The organism is Streptomyces sp. NPDC057565 (assembly GCF_042801455.1).
GTDB classification, from domain to species: domain Bacteria; phylum Actinomycetota; class Actinomycetes; order Streptomycetales; family Streptomycetaceae; genus Streptomyces; species Streptomyces yanii.
Genome location: NZ_JBHVFU010000042.1, coordinates 25,569 through 43,541, shown reverse-complemented (window position 1 = coordinate 43,541; position 17,973 = coordinate 25,569). Strand labels below are relative to the sequence as shown.

18 protein-coding genes and 1 pseudogene are annotated in these 17,973 nt (G+C 67.9%); 14 read left to right on the top strand and 5 right to left on the bottom strand.

The features are described 5' to 3' along the window. Window positions 1-39: 39 nt before the first annotated feature. From ACFU8W_RS38845 to ACFU8W_RS38830, 4 genes are read left to right on the top strand one after another with little or no spacing between them, the layout of a single operon-like run. Entirely contained in the window at window positions 40-609 is a 570-nt protein-coding gene (locus ACFU8W_RS38845) for an HNH endonuclease signature motif containing protein (RefSeq protein WP_384048107.1), read from the top strand. Next, a complete protein-coding gene (locus ACFU8W_RS38840; protein ID WP_384048039.1) occupies window positions 606-1,547 on the top strand; it encodes a ParB N-terminal domain-containing protein in 942 nt (313 codons plus the stop codon). Before ACFU8W_RS38845 ends, ACFU8W_RS38840 begins: the two co-directional genes overlap by 4 nt. Beyond that, window positions 1,544-2,173 (top strand): hypothetical protein, encoded by a 630-nt coding sequence (locus tag ACFU8W_RS38835; RefSeq protein WP_384048036.1) that lies wholly within the window; start codon window positions 1,544-1,546, stop codon window positions 2,171-2,173. The genes ACFU8W_RS38840 and ACFU8W_RS38835 overlap by 4 nt, the downstream gene beginning before the upstream one ends. Continuing rightward, window positions 2,170-3,750, top strand: a complete 1,581-nt coding sequence (locus tag ACFU8W_RS38830; protein ID WP_384048033.1) for a hypothetical protein — start codon at window positions 2,170-2,172, stop codon at window positions 3,748-3,750. Before ACFU8W_RS38835 ends, ACFU8W_RS38830 begins: the two co-directional genes overlap by 4 nt. Window positions 3,751-3,870: 120 nt before the next feature. On the opposite strand, the gene ACFU8W_RS38825 is transcribed toward ACFU8W_RS38830, so the two are convergent. Next, window positions 3,871-5,049, bottom strand: coding sequence for a PIN domain-containing protein (locus tag ACFU8W_RS38825; RefSeq protein ID WP_384048030.1), 1,179 nt, complete (start codon window positions 5,047-5,049; stop codon window positions 3,871-3,873). A 175-nt stretch (window positions 5,050-5,224) separates the two neighbouring features. Continuing rightward, a complete protein-coding gene (locus tag ACFU8W_RS38820; RefSeq protein ID WP_384048027.1) occupies window positions 5,225-7,030 on the bottom strand; it encodes a pentapeptide repeat-containing protein in 1,806 nt (601 codons plus the stop codon). Window positions 7,031-7,482: 452 nt separating this feature from the next. Here ACFU8W_RS38820 and ACFU8W_RS38815 point away from each other — a divergent pair, with 452 nt between their 5' ends. Continuing rightward, on the top strand, window positions 7,483-7,779 hold the full coding sequence (locus ACFU8W_RS38815; RefSeq protein ID WP_384048025.1) for a hypothetical protein: 297 nt from the start codon (window positions 7,483-7,485) through the stop codon (window positions 7,777-7,779). 70 nt (window positions 7,780-7,849) lie between these two features. On the opposite strand, the gene ACFU8W_RS38810 is transcribed toward ACFU8W_RS38815, so the two are convergent. Then, window positions 7,850-8,038: a type II toxin-antitoxin system Phd/YefM family antitoxin gene (locus ACFU8W_RS38810; RefSeq protein ID WP_384048021.1), complete on the bottom strand. Its 189-nt coding sequence runs from the start codon at window positions 8,036-8,038 to the stop codon at window positions 7,850-7,852. 44 nt (window positions 8,039-8,082) lie between these two features. Here ACFU8W_RS38810 and ACFU8W_RS38805 point away from each other — a divergent pair, with 44 nt between their 5' ends. From ACFU8W_RS38805 to ACFU8W_RS38795, 3 genes are read left to right on the top strand one after another with little or no spacing between them, the layout of a single operon-like run. Further along, a complete protein-coding gene (locus tag ACFU8W_RS38805) occupies window positions 8,083-8,787 on the top strand; it encodes an HNH endonuclease (protein WP_384048018.1) in 705 nt (234 codons plus the stop codon). Continuing rightward, on the top strand, window positions 8,771-9,109 hold the full coding sequence (locus ACFU8W_RS38800; RefSeq protein WP_384048015.1) for a DUF1360 domain-containing protein: 339 nt from the start codon (window positions 8,771-8,773) through the stop codon (window positions 9,107-9,109). The genes ACFU8W_RS38805 and ACFU8W_RS38800 overlap by 17 nt, the downstream gene beginning before the upstream one ends. Continuing rightward, window positions 9,109-10,851: a hypothetical protein gene (locus ACFU8W_RS38795; RefSeq protein WP_384048012.1), complete on the top strand. Its 1,743-nt coding sequence runs from the start codon at window positions 9,109-9,111 to the stop codon at window positions 10,849-10,851. The genes ACFU8W_RS38800 and ACFU8W_RS38795 overlap by 1 nt, the downstream gene beginning before the upstream one ends. On the opposite strand, the gene ACFU8W_RS38790 is transcribed toward ACFU8W_RS38795, so the two are convergent. Further along, on the bottom strand, window positions 10,845-11,450 hold the full coding sequence (locus ACFU8W_RS38790; protein WP_384048009.1) for a hypothetical protein: 606 nt from the start codon (window positions 11,448-11,450) through the stop codon (window positions 10,845-10,847). The two genes, ACFU8W_RS38795 and ACFU8W_RS38790, sit on opposite strands and share 7 nt — an antisense overlap. 176 nt (window positions 11,451-11,626) lie before the next feature. Between ACFU8W_RS38790 and ACFU8W_RS38785 the strand changes: the two genes are divergently transcribed. Genes ACFU8W_RS38785 through ACFU8W_RS38770 form a run of 4 tightly spaced genes read left to right on the top strand, consistent with a single transcriptional unit; the run spans window position 11,627 to window position 15,635 of the window. Beyond that, complete coding sequence (locus ACFU8W_RS38785; RefSeq protein WP_384048006.1) at window positions 11,627-11,869, top strand: hypothetical protein; 243 nt, start codon at window positions 11,627-11,629, stop codon at window positions 11,867-11,869. Beyond that, a complete protein-coding gene (locus tag ACFU8W_RS38780; RefSeq protein WP_384048003.1) occupies window positions 11,862-12,086 on the top strand; it encodes a hypothetical protein in 225 nt (74 codons plus the stop codon). The genes ACFU8W_RS38785 and ACFU8W_RS38780 overlap by 8 nt, the downstream gene beginning before the upstream one ends. After that, complete coding sequence (locus ACFU8W_RS38775; protein WP_384048000.1) at window positions 12,079-15,462, top strand: phage minor head protein; 3,384 nt, start codon at window positions 12,079-12,081, stop codon at window positions 15,460-15,462. Before ACFU8W_RS38780 ends, ACFU8W_RS38775 begins: the two co-directional genes overlap by 8 nt. Continuing rightward, a complete protein-coding gene (locus ACFU8W_RS38770) occupies window positions 15,462-15,635 on the top strand; it encodes a hypothetical protein (RefSeq protein ID WP_384047997.1) in 174 nt (57 codons plus the stop codon). The genes ACFU8W_RS38775 and ACFU8W_RS38770 overlap by 1 nt, the downstream gene beginning before the upstream one ends. Before the next feature lie 62 nt (window positions 15,636-15,697). On the opposite strand, the gene ACFU8W_RS38765 is transcribed toward ACFU8W_RS38770, so the two are convergent. Continuing rightward, a complete protein-coding gene (locus ACFU8W_RS38765) occupies window positions 15,698-16,567 on the bottom strand; it encodes a hypothetical protein (protein ID WP_384047994.1) in 870 nt (289 codons plus the stop codon). Between the two features lie 247 nt (window positions 16,568-16,814). Here ACFU8W_RS38765 and ACFU8W_RS38760 point away from each other — a divergent pair, with 247 nt between their 5' ends. Both ACFU8W_RS38760 and ACFU8W_RS38755 read left to right on the top strand, forming a co-directional pair. Further along, on the top strand, window positions 16,815-17,465 hold the full coding sequence (locus ACFU8W_RS38760) for a major capsid protein (protein WP_384047991.1): 651 nt from the start codon (window positions 16,815-16,817) through the stop codon (window positions 17,463-17,465). Continuing rightward, a pseudogene (locus tag ACFU8W_RS38755) lies at window positions 17,429-17,926 on the top strand (tyrosine-type recombinase/integrase); the annotation flags it as partial. The gene ACFU8W_RS38760 and the pseudogene ACFU8W_RS38755, both read left to right, overlap by 37 nt. Between the last annotated feature and the right edge of the window lie 47 nt (window positions 17,927-17,973).

Here is a 17,973-nt window from a genome sequence, read left to right as displayed (position 1 = left end):
TGGCCCACCGGTACACACGGTACCGTGTGTACCGTGACCATGATTGTGTGCAAGACCTGCCGGGTCGAGAAGGACGAGAACGACTTCCACCGCCACCGCGAGACTGCGACTCGACGCCACCCGAGCTGCAAGGAGTGCAGGAAGGCCGAACGCCGAGCTTCGTACGGGAAGAACCGCGACAAGCAGCAGGCGCAGATGCGCGCCTACTACGAGAAGAACGGCGACACCATCCGGGCGCAGGTACGGGAGCGGTCTGCCGAGAAGCGTCGCGACCCCGAGTTCGTGAAGCGCGAGACCGAGTACAACCGCGAGTGGCGACGCCGCAACCCCGACAAGATGGCAGCCGCCAACGCCCGGCAGCGCGCACAGGGCCGCTTCACACCCGACTGGACCGCCGAAGAGTGGCAGCAGCTCCTCGACCTGTACGGGCGCAGCTGCCTCGCCTGCGGCAAGACCGGCGTCAAGCTCCAGCCCGACCACGTGATCCCGCTGTCCTGGCCCGGCGCCAGCAACGCCATCGATAACATCCAGCCGCTCTGCGGCCCCTGCAACCGCAGCAAGAGCGACCAGCACATCGACTACCGACCCACGCCCCAGGAGGCGCTGTGACCGAAAGCCACCGGGGCATCAAGCCGCGGCTCGTACGACGCGACCCCCGCCAGCTCACCCCGCTCGACATGAACGCCCGCTTCTTCCGCAAAGAGGAGTGGGACCGGCTCGTCGCGAACATTGCCGCCGACGGCTGCCTCACCTCCGTCCCGCTGATCTACGGGGCCGGGGAGTACGAGGAAGGCCGCGAGCTGATCCTCTCCGGGAACCACCGCACCGCGGCGGCCGTGGAAGTCGGGCTCGAAGCGATCGACTGCATGCTGATCGACGACCCCCAGCAGAAGGACGAGCTCCTCGCCCGGCAGCTCTCGCACAACTCGATCGCCGGCCAGGACGACCCGGCCACCCTCAAGGCCCTGTACGACCAGATCGAAGACGTCGACTGGCGCGCGTACTCCGGCCTTGATGACGACGTCTTGGGCCTTCTTGCCGAGGTCTCTCCTGAAGGCCTGTCCGAAGCCAACCTCGACTTCGCCACCGTGTCCCTGATCTTCCTGCCCAACGAGCTGGAAGCCGCACGGAAGGCGTTCGACGACGCCCGCATGGGCCAGAACGCTTCCTGGCTTGCCGCACGCGCCGACTACGAGCAGACCCTGGACACGCTCGCCTCCACGCACGCCGCCCACAAGGTCGGCAACGTCGCGACCGCGCTCCACGCCATCCTCACCATCGTCGAGAACCACCTCACCGACCTCCAGGCCGGCTACCAGTCCCCAGACGGCACGCCCCTGCACACCGGCACCGTGGGACTCGAGACCGTCCTCGGCGCACGCACGCTCCCAGCACCAGCAGCCATCACGATCAACAAGGCCATTGCCGCAGCAGAGGGGCGCGGGGAGATCGAGCAGGGGCAGGGCTGGCGTCTCCTTGAACGGTTGGCGGGGGAGTACCTGTCCGGACCGAACCACTCCAGCACCGGCGGGGACGGTCAGCCGTGACCACCAACCCCCCGATCACACTCGACCCCGCACTCGACCCCTGGGAGCGCCAACCCAAGGAGTCAGCCCGCAAACACGGACAGTTCGCCACGTACCGGGACCTCGGCCGCGCCAGAACCTTGGCCAAGGCTGCTGAGAGCCTGACACTCGCGCAGGGGCACGTGAGGAACGTCGCCTCCGAGTTCCGGTGGCGGGAGCGCGTCGAGGCGTATGACCGGCACCTGGACCGGCTGTACGAGGCGACGTGGGTAGAAGAGCGCCGCAAGGCAGCCGAGACGGACTCGAAGATCCTGGGCGCAGCGATCGGGAAACTGGCGCAGCGCCTGGGGACGCTGAACGCCGCCGAGCTGTCGCCGGGGGACTTCATCCGGCTGATGGACGTGGCCATGCGGCACCGGCGGGTCCTGTTCGGCGACCCCACGGAGACGATCGCGGTCACCAGGCAGGGCGGGAACCCGCTTGCGGTACAGCTCGCCGAGTTCGCACAGATGCCCGCCGAGCAGCGGCGTGTACGCCTCGCCGACCTTGCCGCGTCGGTGAACCGGCGACTCCGTGCGGTCGACGGCAGCGACGACGACGATGACGAGCCCGCGCCCCACGCGGGTGATGGCGGCGACGAAGAGTGAAGGGGCAGCCGGCCGCCGATGAGCTGCGGCACCTGGACGACGCCGCGGTGTTCCAGCAGTTGGAGGCAGCCCAGCGGGCGATGAGCCGCGACCTGCTGCGCGACCCTGTGGTGCTCGCGCGCGGGCTGGATCGCACGTACCGGATGCGACCCCACCTGCGGGTGATCGGCGAGGCGTTGGCGGGTGTCCAGCGCGGCGACTACGACCGGCTGCTCATCTACACGCCGCCGCAGGTCGGGAAGTCCACGACGGTCGCGGAGTGGTTCCCGTTCTGGTGGCTGTGCCTGTTCCCGATGGACCGGATCGCAGCCACCTCGTACGGCGACGACCTGGCGCTGCGCCGGGGCAAGACGATCCGTGGCTACGTCGAGGAGTACGGCGCCGAGTACGACCTGTACATGCAGCCCGGGTCAGGGGCGATGCAGGACTGGTCACTGACGCGCGGTGGTGGCGTGCGGTCCGTGTCCGTAGGCAAGGGGCTGACCGGCCACCCCGTGAACCTGCTGATCGTCGACGACCCGCACAAGGACCGTGCGGACGCCGAGTCGGAGGCGTCCCGGCGGGCGCTGCACGACTGGTACTCGTCCACGGCATTGAAGCGCCTTCAGCCGGACCGGAACGCCGTGGTCGGTATCCAGACGCGTTGGCACCCGGACGACTGGGCCGGCCGTCGTCTCGCGGACGAGGGGCGCCTGGAGGAGGGCGGCCGGTGGAAGGTGATCCACCTGCCCGCGATCGCCGACGCGAAGTTCGGCGACGACCCGCTCGGCCGCGCCCCGGGCGACCCGCTGCCCCACCCGAAGATCCCGACGAGGAACCGGCGACGACTGCTGGCGTGGTGGGGGGACATGAAGGCCACGTCGATCCCGCGTGACTGGCACGCGCTCGCCCAGGGCGACCCGCAGCCTGCCGAGGGCGCGTTGGTGTCCGAGGAGTTGCTGCGCCTGCTGCGAGACGGGACCACGACGGTCGAACCGCAGAAGATCGCTGTGGCGGTCGACCCGTCCGGCGGCGGCCGAGACGCGGCCGGTGTCATCGGCGGGTTCCTCGGGGACGACAAGCGTGTCTGGATCACGCACGACGTGTCGGCCCCGATGTCGTCAGCCGAGTGGTCCACAGCGGCCTGCCGTCTCGCACACGAGACGAACGCGGCGATCATCTACGTCGAGGGGAACTACGGCCGCGACATGTGCGAGCTCGCAATCCGCACCTCGTGGGAAACCCTCCAAGAAGCAGAGGAGATCCCGAAGAACGTCCTCATGCCGGCCATCGACCTCGTGACCGCCAAGCAAGGCAAGCTGCTCCGCGCCGAGCCGGTGGCGCAGCAGATGGTGCAGGACCGGGTGCGGCTCCGGGGCCTGTTCACGGACCTGGAACGCGAGTGGGCGACGTGGCAGCCCACGGACCCGGCCTCGCCGGGCCGGATCGACGCCTCGACGATCCTTGTGTACGGCCTGATCCCGGAGGCGAACAAGGGCGCCATCGTCCACGCACCGCTACCGCAGGCCCCACAGCCGGGTGGCGGCCGTCAGCCGTCACAGGCGGCGGGTGTGTACGGGCGGCGTATCGCGAAGTGATCGAGGGCCGTTGGCCGCAGGGCGCGTACGCCTGCGCCGTCCGGACGCTGCATCGGCATGACCACCAGGCCTCCGGTGCGGGATGACCGGCCGGTCCTTCCTCGGTGAGCCGCTTACCGGCTACTCGAAGTCCGGGAGCACCTCCTGTCCAAGGCGGGCACGCTCCTCCTGGAGCTCCAACATTCTTTTGTGGAAGGCACTCCGACGGGCGAGTGTTTCGGCACCCGGTTGAAGTTCGAGCTCTGTCTGCTCCTCCAGAACATCGGGATCGCCAAAAGGCCGGACTGAATGGCTGGAGATGTCCTCAAGCGTGGCGGGGAACAGGTGCTCGGACCTGAAGATGGTCAGCCCCTTGCTCGGGGCGGTGGGGCTCAGCAGCACGCGTGTCTCCAACGAGGAGATGGCCCAGTGGTTTTCGACGAAGCGGAGATCTTGAGCGAGCCCCGAGATAAGCCAGCGCACTGTCGCCGTGTACCACCTGTGTCCAGCGATCTCATGGGCACGGATGTCGGATACGCGGCTGAATGAGATGGTGACTGTGTCGTGCCACCGTCGGACCAGGCGTTTTTCTACGTGCCCTGAGGCAGATACGACCGTAGTCGAAAAACCGTACTCTCTCTTGGCGGCGCGGGCGACGACGCTAGGGTTCAACGGTCTTTCCAGGAGGCTTTTTAGCTCTGCTTCATCGACGTCGACCTCGGTTGCGAATTTGGTCAGCACCCCGTCGAGTGAAGTGATCAGGACGAATCTGTCTTCAAGGCCTTGAAGGTCCTCGCCCATGGGATGCTTGAAGGATGAACCATCACCGAAGTCCTCCGTGTTGTTGCTGACGAAGTAGATAGTCTCGTCCGGATTCTCCCGGGCGTACTCCACAGCCGTGAGCCAGATCGCAGCATCCCGGGCTCCGGTTTTGTGCCTGCCGCTGTTCACCGTCTTACACGGGGCTAGGAGATTCGCCTCACGGAACAGGGCCTCCTGGTACGCGGTCGGGCTCGTCGGCAGGGTGGCCACAATCGCCTCGTATTGCTCGCGCCAGTGTTTACGCACATGTTCCGGTGGAGTCTTCTCCGGCAAGGGGACCGTCTTCCACGGGGTGGCCCTGTTCAGCGTGGCCATGGCGGCCTTCGCGTCCTCGTACTTCTTGTCGTAGAGAAGGGCCTGCTGCGCTGCCAGTTCCTCCAGGACGATCCAGGGTGCTGCAATGCGTTCGGCTCTGGTGGTGCGGATGGCTCGGAGGAGCTCGGCTTCTGGGCCACGGAGTGACGTCCCCTTGAGTATGTTCGAGTCCAGGATGATCAAGGTGGGCTGCTCCGTCTCGCGTCGATCCGATTCGTAGGGCGCCACTCTCTCAAGAACTGATCACTGTTCGCGGTGAATTGGCCGGTCCGCCCAGGGACCGGGCTGGCTGTACGTAAGCGGCCGGGTACGGCCACACTGGGCGGTGTGATGCTTCTCCGTACGGAGCGCCTGAGTGTCAGCGTTTGATGCGGCTGCGCATAGCGAGGATGGCCAGCGCGAGCAGGACCGGCTCCGTGAAGCGACTGACCATCTCCGTGTAGGTGCCCCAGGTGGTGAGGTCCTGGCCGCTGGCGCGGAACACGACGGAGTTCAGTACCACTTGCATGGACTTGTCGAAGCGTTCCACGGTGAATCGGTCAGCGACGGGCAACGTCAGCCGCGGGTCCTTTTTGTCGACGACCAGCGTCACCTTCCCGCCGCCGGCGGGGACGGCACCCGTGGCGACTTGTTGGGGCGAGGAGTCGGGGAGGCCGAGGCCCATCATGAGCACGATGGTGGCCGCCACGGCTGCGACCAGCCAGCCGAGGGCTCGGGAGGCGCGCAAGCCGTAACCGGAGAGCAGCCAGTACTCCCAGAGCAGGGCCCGCTCGCCAGGCGGGGTGTCGACACGGTCGTTGCGGCGCATCTCCATCTCGCCGTAGTAGAAGTCGGCGGCGCCGGGTTCGTTCTTGCCGTCCTCGAACGCCTTGCGCAGCTGCCGGTAGAGCGCAGCCACGTCCTCCGGATCAGGGGTGAGGTCTGGGTCGGGGTGGTCCGGACCGGTGCGCCAGTCCCGTGGGGAGGGCACTTGGCCCCTGGACGAGGTGGGCTGGTTGGCTGTGTGGGCGCGCCAGTGGTGTTCCTCGGCCAGGGCCCGCCGGCGGCTCCACCGGTAGGGCCATATGTGGTTGCGGCGGTGGAGGCCCGTAGGGGTAGGGGCGAACGCGCAGCGACCTTCGAGGCGTAGCTGGTCGAGGTGGAAGGCACCGGAGAACAAGCAGTCGCTCAGGTCGGTGTCGGTCAACATGAGGTGCGCGGCGTCCACGCCGCGTACCGAGGCCACTTGTACCGCGGGCAGGTGGCCAGCCAGCAGGCTCTCCGACATCGCCATGGACGTGCCGGTGAAATTGCTCACGCGGAAGGCAGTGGGATGGGCAGCCACCGCCACGGGGAACGACAGCACCGCGTGGCTCAGGTCCACGGTCGCGTAGCGCAGGCGAAGAGTCGCTGTTGACTCCCAACGCGTCCTTTCGCAGCGAACCTCACGGCCAGCGACCTCTAGCGCTACCGGCTCTTTGAACACCACGCCGGACAGATCCATCACGCCCGCACACACCATCGCCTCTAGTCGAGGCGTGACCGCAAACTGCGCTCCACGGAAGTCGGCGTCGTCGGAGAAGTGCACCCCGACGAATCGAGCGGGCCCGGAGAACTGCGCGTCGCCGAATCTGGCGGGGCCGGAGAACTGGGTATGGCCGAACACTGCGGCGCTGGAGAACTTTGCCTGGAAGAACTCGGAGGCGCTGAATTGTGCCTGGAAGAAATGGGCGTCGCTCGTGAATTGAACGTCTCTGAAGCTGGCGGTGCTGGAGAAGTGCGTCTCGGTGAAGTTGGCGGTGTCGGTGAACTGTGCCCCGTTGAATTCGGCCTCGCCGGAGAAGTGTGCCTCCCCGAAGTAGGCCATCGAGAATTGCGCGTTGTCGAATATGGCCCTTCCGTTGAAGTGCGCCCCATGGAACCCGGTACCATCCGCGAACTGAGTCTGCTCGAAGGTGGCGGTGCTGAAGAACTGCGCCCCGGTGAAGTGGGACATGCAAATGTGCGCATCGTTGAAGTCGGCTGTGCCGGTGAACTGAGCCCCGTCGAAGATGGACTCGCCGATGATCGTCACCGAGCCGAAACTGGCCCTGCCGGAAAAGTGCGCCCCATCGAATAGTGCCTCGCTGTTGAACTTCCACGCGGCGAAGCCGGCATCGCCGGAGAAACGCGCCCCGCTGAACAAGGCTTCTCCGACATGAATGCTCCTGGTGGTGGGGTCCGTGAGGGCCTCGCGGAGGGCGAGGACGAGGGCTGAGGTGAAAGGAGTGCCGCGGTGATCGACGTCCGCGCCGGGAAACAGACCGTCGAGATAAAAGGTGCGGTCGTCGTCGTCCAGGTGGGCCAGGCATGTGGTGTGGCCGGGAACGTGGATGCCGGGGCAGCCGACGGGATCGGTGGCCCGGTCGGAGCCGTGGCCGCAATGAGGCCACCCCGGCGGGATGCGCATGGGGGCAGGTGGGGTGCTCATGACAGCGACTCCGGTGGCTTGTCGGCTAATGGCGGCTGGGGGCATCAGGTCCTGACGTGGGGAGCCACTCTCTCAAGAACTGATCACGCCTCACACCGAATTGGCTGGCCTGCCCCGGGATCGGGCTGGATGTACGCGGCCGGTCCGGTACCGCCACACTGGGCGCTGTGAAGCTTCCCCGTGTGGACTGCCCGCGCTGGGAGCGAGACGGCGACGCCGGCTCCGTCGCCGGAAGTCTCAGCAAGGGCCGCATCTGCCGCCACGACGCCCCAGGCGCGCGCCGTGACGCGGACGGCTCGCTCATCTCGTGCCGAGGGTCGCTGGAAATCGTCGACCTCCCGATGCCCGACCAGCAGCTCGCGTTCGACGTCGACGAACCGCAGCCCGAGGACGACGAGACCGCACCAGTCCTGTTCATGATCGGAATATGGGCTCTGACCTGCGAGGATTCGGCCCGGATCTGATCTCCCGAGATGGCCTATCATCCACCGCTGCAAACAGCCGGATGATCGGGAACGGGAATGGGCGCAGTCGTCAGGAGTGCTCGGGGGCCTCGGCCTCCGATCCGCTCTGCCCTGTCTGCTCCTGCCACCACGAGTACGGGACGAGGACGGCCCTCGGCTCCCCGTTCTTCTCGACGACGACCTGTTGCTGGTGGAAGTGCGCCGCGTCGACTCGTCGGCCCAACTGCTCGCGTAGCTCTCGAACTCCGATGTGTTCCATGGGGCCATGGTACTCAAAGTACCGACGGTACACTGTGTACCGTGATGACGAAGAAGCGTGCCCCGCGCATCCCCGTGAACCTCAACGAGTCGCCGCTGATCTACATCGGCGACAACCACTACGTGGAACCGGTCACCGGCATGGTCCTCAGCCGCGTCGGCCACATCAACGTGTACGGCTACGAAAAGGTCGAGCACAAGGGGCAGCGGGCCGTCAGCGTCCACCGCCTCGTGTACGAAGCCGTCCACGGCCCCATCGCTGAGGGCCTGGTCATCAACCACATCAGCGGCGACAGGGCAGACAACCGCCCCGCCAACCTGGAAGCCGTCACGACGCGCGAGAACAACGTCCACGCCTACGCGTCCGGCGGCCGGACGCGCCTGTCCCCGCACGTCCAGGGCGAGCGCCACCCGAAGGCCAAGATCAGCAACGCCCAGGCGCAGGAGATCAAGAAGCGCGCCGCGAACGGGGAGCACGTCCCCGCGCTCGCCGAGGAGTTCGGGTTGAGCGTCGGCCACACCTACAAGATCGCGCAGCAGCGCCTTGGCGGGCGAGCGCAGTACGGGACGAACAACAGGCCCAAGGTTCGTACGCGCCGCAAGGTGACCCCCGAGCAGGAAGCCGACATCCAGAAGCGCGCCGCTGCGGGGGAGTTCGTCCCCGACCTCGCCAAGGAATTCGGCCTCAGCAAGTCGAACACGTACAAGATCGCACGACAGAGGCGGGAGTCCCATGCTGTACCCGACTGAGCTCGTCCTGCTGGCCTTCGCTGGCTACCGAGGCACCCAACTGATTGTTCATGACTCCCTGCTCGACCCGGCACGCGACCGGGTCTACGACTGGCACCAGCAGCGTCTGGACTCCACCGCCCGCACCTTCGTGGTGACGCTGATCTCCTGCGTCTACTGCACCGGCTGGTGGGTGTCCGGCGCCCTGCTGCTGACGTACCTCCTCGCCACCAGCCAGTGGCACCAGGCGCCGCTGCTTGTCCACGGCATCGAGTGGCTGGCGGTCGCCGGCGCGGCCGTCCTCCTGAACCGCTGGGACGACTCGCGTAAGGACGGCGCCTGATGGCACGTAAGGAACTGACGGCGTCCGCCTCCCGGTACACGTCCCGCAAGATCCGGGGCCAGGGGGCGGGTAACCAGTCGTGGCAGGGCCGCGCCTACGACATGTACCACCAGGTCCCCGAAGTGCGGTTCGCCGCCTCGTGGATCGGCAACGCCATGTCGGGGTCGCGCCTGTTCGCCGGGCGCCGCGCCGACGACGGCACGATCGAGCCCGCCCCGGCAGGGCATCGGGCGCACGAGATCGTCGCCCAGATCGCTGGTGGCCCCGACGGCCAGTCGAAGATGCTCGGCGCGTTCGGGAAGCACCTCACCGTCCCTGGCGAGGGCTGGATCGTTGTCCGGCCCAACTCCGAGGTGCTGAGCCCGTACAGCCCCGAGGACGGCCACGACTGGCGTGTCCTGTCGGTGAAGGAAGTCCGCCAGCAGTCCGGGAAGCTCACCGCCGAGATCGACGGCGAAGACGTCGCGATCCCCGCAGGCGACCCCGACACCATGGACCCCGACGGCCCTGTGGCGCTCCGCGTGTGGGAGCCGGACCCCGAGCGCGCCATCGAAGCCGACAGCCCCGTGCGATCCAGCATGGAACTCCTGGAAGAGCTGATCCTCCTCAACGCCGCGGTGAAGGCGATCGCCCGGTCACGCATCACCGGCCGTGGGCTGCTCCTCATCCCGAAGGGCACCCGCTTCCCGTCCTCCGGTGCGAACGGTGACGCCGAGGACGACCTGATCGAGGTATTCATGACGATCGCGGAGACCGCGATCCGTGACCCCGAGTCAGCCGCCGCAACCGTCCCGATCGTCCTGGAGCTCCCGGCCGAAGCGATCGCCGAGTTCAAGCACATCAAGTTCGAGTCCGAGTTTGATGAGCTGGCGCTGAGACTCCGCGAGGAAGCAGTCCGCCGCTTCGCGACCGGCCTGGAGATCCCCGCCGAGATCCTCCTCGGCCTCGGCGACGTCAACCACTGGGGAGCCTGGGCGCTCACCTCGGAGGCGATCCGTCTCGGTATCGAACCGAAGCTCGCCACCGTCTCGTACGCCCTCACCCAGCAGTGGCTCCGCCCGATCCTCGAAGCCGAGAACATCGAGGACTGGCACCGCTGGCTCGTCTGGTACGACACCAGCCCGCTGCGCGTGCGCACCAACCGATCCGAGACCGCGCTGCAGGCCTACGACCGAGGTGTCATCAGCGCCCAGGCGCTGCGCCGCGAAACCGGATTCGACGAGTCGGACGCCCCCGACGCCACCGAGGAGCAGGAACGCGCCGACGAGCAGGACCAGGCCGACGAGACGGAGGAAACCCTGCCTGCGCCGCCCGACCTGCCTGTCGACGAGTCCGAAGCCGACCCGGGAACCCTGCCCGCCTCCGCCGCCCCGCGCCCCACCGAAGGGCTGCTTGCCGCAGCTGACGGCCTGATCTGGGGTGCGCTCACCGCGGCGGGCGAGAAGCTCCGCAAGACCCCCCTGTGCCCCCGCAGCCAGCGAACCAACGCGGGCCGTGTGCCAGGAGCGGAGCTGCACACCCTTTTCCCCGCCGAGCGTGAGCAGGTGGACACCCTGCGACTGCTCGACGGGGTCTGGGACCGTGTGCCGGAGGTTGCTGGCCGGTACGGCGTGGATGCCCACTGCTTGGAGGGGCAACTGCACGAGTACTGCCGTGACCTGATCTCAGCTGGGGTATCCCACGAGTTCTCTCACACGCGAGGCGTCCTGCTAGCACCCTGCGGCTCCGGAGGCGATCAGTGAAGCCAGTACCAAGTCTTACCCCGGGCGATGTCGCCGATCGTCTGGCGGCACACGCCGAACTGCTTGCCGATGGACCTCTGTGTTCGCCCTTGGGCGAGAAGCCGGCGGATCTCCGGAACGTCAGCGTCGGTCAACTTCGAGGTCGGGGCCTTCACGCCCTGATTGCTGCGCCCGGCCTCAGCCATGTCGCCCATGTTCCGGGCATGGTCGCCGAGGTACAGATGCCGGATGTTGACGCACCCCTCGTCACCCCGATGGCAGGTATGGAGAACATGCCGCTCTGCGGGATCGCCGTAGCGGATCACCCACGCCGCCCGGGAGGCGAACATGAGCTTCCCGTCGACGCTCACCCTGGGCCGGTCGACGAAGCCGTCGAGGATGACGCACTCTGCTGTGGTGGCGTGCGCGGCCTCCCGCACAAACGCCAGCACCGATCCCTTGGCGCGGCCTCGCCTGCGCCCCATCGGGTCCTTGTGCCCGTTGTACCGCCACCAGGCGTAGCAGTGCTCACACCACTCGCTGGTGGGGCGCCTCACTGGCCTGTCGCATCGGATGCCGTCCGCGTAGGTCACAGAGCACGCGGGGATAGGGTTGGTCACGCCGGTACCTCTTACACAGGTTCGGTCATCGCCCCGTCGGTATTCACGTACCGTCCGGGCCGCGCTCGGGGGGTGTTCACGCACCCTCCGAGTTGCTGTCTTCAGCAAGTCAATTCTATCGGCGCGATCGTTCCGCCGTGGGCGTCTTATCCCAGCTCAGCCGCCGGAGCCTCGTCATGACGCCCCGGCGCGCCCAGCGTCCCGACGCGACGCAGCAACCCGCCCCCGACGGCCCGGTGCTCTACCCCGGGACGACACGGGAAGCGTGGTGCCCCGATTGCCGGGCGTGGACCGGCATCACTGCGGAGCTACTCCTGCTGACCTCGGAAGGCGTCGCCACGGCCGGCGACCTGACGTGGTGCGAGGTCTGCCAGGACCCGACCAGTCCTCTCCCCGTAAGGCGGATCGACCGTGGCTGACTGCCTCCACCAGATCGACCTGTGCCCCGACTGCGACGGCCTGCGCACCGACTGCGACGGCCTGCGCACCGTGCTGCTCCAACGCCTCCCCGGCGTCACGAGCTTGACGCTCAGCGCGGACAGCCCGGCCATCAGCTACCAGGGGCCGGCCTCGGTCTACATCGGCCCCGCGCCCGGCCCGTGCCCCAACCAGCCGGACGGAGCAGCCCGTGGCTGACCGAATCCGCCAGCTCGACCAGGCTGAGGCCGACTTCGCCGAAGCGGTCGCCCTGGTGCTCACCGAGACCGCCGACGAGTTCGCCGACGCCGTCCAGGACGCGACCGAGCTGGTAGCCGCCCGGTTCTCCGTCGGCCGGATCGCCCGCATGTGGGGGAACCGCACCAGGGGCCTGGTGCGCCGCCTTCTGGGGACTGCTGAGACTGCCGCGGTGGCTGCCGCCGAGGACGTCGGCGGCGAACTCCCTGACGGTTGGGACGACCTGCCCGGCCGGTATGACGACGACACCTTGCCCGAGGGCATCGGCCAGTACGTCACCACGACGGAGCACCTGCTCCGCGCGGTCGGTGACCGGCTCGCTGAAGCCGCCCGCGCCGAGCTCGCGGCCGGCGTCGACGCCGGGGAGGACATCGACCAGCTCCGTGCCCGCCTCCGTGCCGCGTTCACCCGGGAAGGCGCCCAGCTCGGCCCCGTACGGGAGCGGCGCATCGCGCAGACCGAGGCGTCCCGGGCGTGGAACACGGCGACGCTGGCCGCCGCCCAGGCTGCGACCGGCCCTGACCGGCCCGTGGTGAAGCAGTGGGTCACCCGCCACGACAAGCGGGTCCGCACTGCTCACGACCAGGTCGACGGACAGATCCGGCTGCTCGCTGAGCCGTTCACCGTTGCTGGTGTCGAGATGCAGGCCCCCGGGGACCCGACCGCCCCGCCCGGGCTGGTCATCAACTGCCGGTGCCGTCTTGCGGTGGCCCCCGAACTCCAGGCCGCTGCCATGGAATCTCAGACAGGCCCGTCGGCGGAACTTTCAGACCCAAGGGAGAACCGTGTGGAAGTTGCACAGCCTGTGACCGCCGCCGATGGCAGCCACCTCCAAGGCGCGATGATCGCCCTCCTCCCCACCGAGCAGGACGCGGCCGGCCTCGCCATCGAGGGCGGCGAGAGCGCTGAGGAACTCCACCTGACGCTGTTCTTCCTCGGCTCCAACGGCGACGACTGGACCGACGACCAGCGCGACGAGCTGATCGGGAACATCCGCGCCGCCGCCGAAGGCATCGATGGCCCGATCACGGCCCGCGCGTTCGGCGCCAACCACTGGAACCCCGACAGCGACAGCCCGTCATGGGTGTGGGCCATCGGCGACGACCGAGACCGCGACCCAGGCGCCCCGACGCTGAACGCCGTGCACCACGCCGTCACGTACGCCGTGGAAGACACCCACGAACGGCCCGAGCTGCCCGTCCAGCACTCGCCCTGGCAGCCCCACGTGTGCGCGATCTACAGCGAGGAGTCGTGGCCGCTGGACGTGCTCGTGGAACGCCTCGGCCCCCTCACGTTCGACCGCATCCGCGTCGCCTTCGCGGGCGAGCACACCGACATCCCCCTCGGCCCCACGGAAGAGGAACCCATGCCCGAGACAACCGCGGCCGGGCTGCCGGCCCGCCCCTGGTCCACACCCGACGACTGCGCGATCGCGTTCGAGAACCAGCAGACCGGCGACGGCCGGATCTTCTCCGCTGGTGCCCTGTACTGGAGTGGCCCGGGCCCGTGGCCGCTCCAGTACGCCGACGAGATGCTGATGGGCCACCAGGGCGCCGAACTCGCCGGAGCGATCCAGGAGATCGGACGCAGCGGCGACCGCATCACCTCCAGCGGGGTCCTGTACTCCACCCGGTACGCCGGGCAGGACGCCATCACCCTCCTGGAAGAGGACGCGCCCCTTGGGATCAGCGTCGACCTCGACGACGTCGATATCGAGTTCGTCGACAAGACGCTCACCGAGGAAGACGCCGGATGGCTGTTCGCCTCGGCGACCCTGTCGAGCGTGAGCCTGCTGCCCATGGACGACGGCGCTTTCGTGCTGTCCGCGTCGACGAGCGCCGAGTGGACCGCTTCGGGTGGGATCCCTTCCCGGAACCGGTACGACGTGCAGCTCATCACCGGCCCCGGCGGGCAAGTCAGCGCCGAAGGGCTCCGTGCCGCGTTCGCCGGCACGAGTGTGCTCACCGCGGCGGCCGGTGACCCGGACGACGACACCGGCCTCGTCGTCCACACCGAGAGCAGCGGTGACTTCCTGCTGCGCATCACCCGCGCCCGCCTCCGTGGCGCCACCCTCGTGGCCATGCCCGCGTACGACCGGGCGCGCATCGTCCTCGACCCGATCCAGGAGAGCGAGGAGCATGCCGTGGTCGCTGCCCCGGTCGTCGCTGCCACGAGCGACACCCACCAGCGGGTCGTGACGTACGTGTGCTCCTCGCCGGTCGCGGTCGGTGCCCGCGAGGTCGCGACAGCCGTGGAGGTCAGCATGTCGACGGCGCGCGGCCACCTCGTCCGCGCTACGAAGGCCGGACGCCTCATGCGCCTCGCCCCCGGCCTGTACGTCGGCCCGTCGACTCTCCCCGAGGGAGAGACCGTGGCATCCGCTGACACCCTCGACGACGACAGCGACGAGCTGGTGGCCTCCGCGTGGACCGCGATGCGCGACACCGACCCGATGCCGGCCGCCTGGTTCCAGGAACCCACGGAGGACGAGCTGCCGCCCGGCTCCGGCGGCGTGCACTACTCCGGCGGCCGCGTCTACGGGTGGGTCGCCCAGGCCGGTGAGCCGCACGCCGGATACCCGGGCAGGAACCTGACGATCGAGTCCCTCGGCAAGCTCGACCTGTCGCACTTCCTGCGGGCGCACTTCCGCCTCGACAACGGATCCACCGTGCGGGCCGGGGCGTTCACGATGAACGCCGGGCACCACCGCGACGGCGCTGAGTGCGAAACGTCCAGCTGCCAGTTCGACGACACCCGCACTGTCGCCGGGATCGTCACCGTTGGGATGAACGAGCGCGGTCTGTGGTTCTCCGGTGCGGCCGCCCCGTGGCTGTCCGAGTGGGACCGTCAGGTCTTCCAGGCCTGCCAGCCCAGCTACCACATGAAGCAGGGCGGCGACGGGCGTTGGCAGCTCCGCGCCGTGCTGTCCGTGCCGGTGCCCGGGCACAGCTCGCCGCTCCTGGCATCGACGATCGCCGAGCGGTCCAACCTGGCCCTCGCGGCATCAGCAGCGGACGCCCTGACCGCCCCGGACACGGCGTCCGGACAACACCCAGACAACCCGGCGGACCCATCAGCGGACACAGCCGTTGACCTGCCCGGACAGCGTCCGGACATCGCACCCGGACAGCGTCCGGACAATGTGTCCGCGCAGTCGGCCATTGACGTGGAGCACCTGGCCGCCGCGCTCCTCGAAGGGCCGTTCATCGACGGTCTTCTTGCCGCCATGGACCGGCGGGAAGCCGACCGGCGGGCGGAGATCGACCAGCTCGCCGCCTCCATCGCCCTCACCCCTGAAGAGATCACCGCCAGCGCCAACCCGAACGGAGCCAACTGATGGCTTGCTCCTGCCAGAACAAGAACCGTGAGACGCACGAGGTCGTGACCGAGGCCGGAAAGGTCGTCTTCACCTCGTCCTCGAAGCCGACCGCCGAGGCGGTGAGCAAGCGGTACCCGAACAGCGAAGTCCGAACGAAGCCGAAGGCGGGCGCGCAGACGGCTGCCAAGTAGAGCTCCGACTTTAAAGGGCCCTCGCGGCGGTGGTCACCGTCGCGAGGGTTCGGCCGGCTTGGTTAGGGCTTGGCCTTCTGCTTCTTTCTCTTCTGCCGGGGAATCTTCGGCTCTTCGACAGCTTCCGTATCCAGCGCGTACGTTCTCCCGCTCATCGCGGCACTGGTCTTCAGCACTTCATGGATGATGTGACGGCGCATTTCGTGACGCGCACCGTCCTCGAGACCCTGGCTGAGCCGTTCAGCGGTCAGGTAGTAGCTGTTCAGGACCGGTTGATCGAAGTACCGGTTCAGCTGGGCGATCGACTCCTTGTACATGAACAGGTACGTGCGCGTGAGGTACCCGGCCATCGTGGAGCTGATCGCCGCGACCCCCGCGACGAACCACCTGACCTCAGTGACGTTGAAGTAGAACCCAGCGAAGAGACAACCAACGAGCATCAAGATCCCGACCCACATCGCCGTCTGCGAGGACTTGAACGACTTGTCCGCTTGCTGCGTGACGATCTCGTGGTAGTCATCGATCTGACCCTGGTTGAGTTCCATGAGCGTGGCCAGCTCGGTGGACTTCCTCAGCTTCTCAAGGGCTTCTTCTTCGAGCCGTTTCCGGTACTCCATGGATTCCGTGAAGCGCTCGTTCTCGTTCTTGAGCTGTCGAGACTTCTGGATGAGGAAGGGAATCGCGACCACAGCGGCTACCGTGACGGCAGCCAAGGCGGTCACGATGGCTTCGGTAGGCACCTCCGGCCAGTCGGCCTTTGGTGCGGCGGCCGCCACGAGGATGGTGCTGAGAACACCTCCGGCCACGCCTGCACGGGCCGCCAAGAGGGACGCGTCCCTCTTCGGGGGTGGCGATGCAAGCAGACGGTTCAGCGTCGCCTGCGCGTCAGTGCGTTTGATGAATTCCGTTATACGACCGTCGTCGTTACCCATAGCCCGCCCCCCGGGTGGTGATCAGAGAAGGATCCTACGACCAACTAGCGCGCTGGATGACCTGGGAGCGGCACTGCCTTTCAGGAAGGGCGTGCTTGTCTACCGGATCCACGCGGGCACAGTTCAGACGTGGCTGCCCGCTGACCCGGCGTAGGCCAGAAGCCGTGACGCCGGTAGCTGGCTATGCTAGGCGGCACGTTGCTGGTTTTGGGCCGGGCGATCTTCGCAATCACTGGAGATCCGTCCCATGGCCTTTGAGCTTCCCGAGGACATCCGTTCCCTCAACGACGATGAGCTGGCCGCAACCCTCGAAGAGGCTCGCGCCGCATTCGCCGCCCTCTCGGCAGAGAACACGATCGACGACCAGGGCATGACGCGTATGCGCGCTCTTGCCACTGGCGTCCAGGACATCCGCCAGGAGCAGGCCAACCGGCTTCAGGCTGCGCAGCAGGCCGCCACCGAGATCGAGCAGCTCGCCGCCCAGGTGCGTGGTGATGACCCGGCTGCCGAACCGGTTGAGGAGACCCTGGCAGAGCCCACCGCGGCCGCCGACCCGGAGCCCGAGCCTGTGGTCGAGGCGCCTGTGGAGCCGGCCACCGCTACGGCGTCTCTGGTCGCCCGCCCGGCCCTGAACCTGTCGAACGTGCGGCGGCACCAGCCGCGCGTACTGCCTGAGCCGCCCGCGCCGACCACGTCCGTCACCGCGGCGGTTGACGTCCCCGGCTACACCCCGGGCAGCCCGCTCGGCTTCGGCGAGATCACCGCGGGCATCATCAGCCGCGCCAACGCCCTCAAGACGGCCGGCGGCGGTGTGGGCCAGGTGATCAGCTACCGGCACCCGTACCTCGAGGACCTCATCGTCACCGACTCCTCAAGCGCACACGGACGGGCGGTCTGACCACCCTGCCCACCAAGACCCGGACCTCGGAGCGCCGTATCGCTCTGCCGACCGAGTGCGTCCGCTCACTGAAGAAGCACTGGGAACGTCAGGAAGCAGAGCGCAGCGGTGCTGGAGAGGGCTGGAGAGACAACGACCTCGTCTTCGCCACTCCAACCGGTGCCCCACTCGACCCGGCCAATCTGACCCGCAGCTTCCGCGGCCCCCTCATTCGAGCAGGGCTGCGCCGCATCCGCTTCCACGACCTCCGGCACTCGACCGCCACCCTGCTCCTGGAGCAAGGAGTCGACCTCGTTGTCATTAAGGAACTCCTCGGGCACGCCCACATCGGCGTAACCGCCGGCGTATACGCACACGTACGGCTGCGCCTCCAACGCCAGGCCATCGACACCCTCAACGACGCCCTCGGGGTAACCGATTACGGCGCTGACGACCCACCCACCACACCCGTGGTCCGCTGAGGTTGCCGTCAAACGGCTTGGGGCCTCGATCGCAGAAATGACCGGCC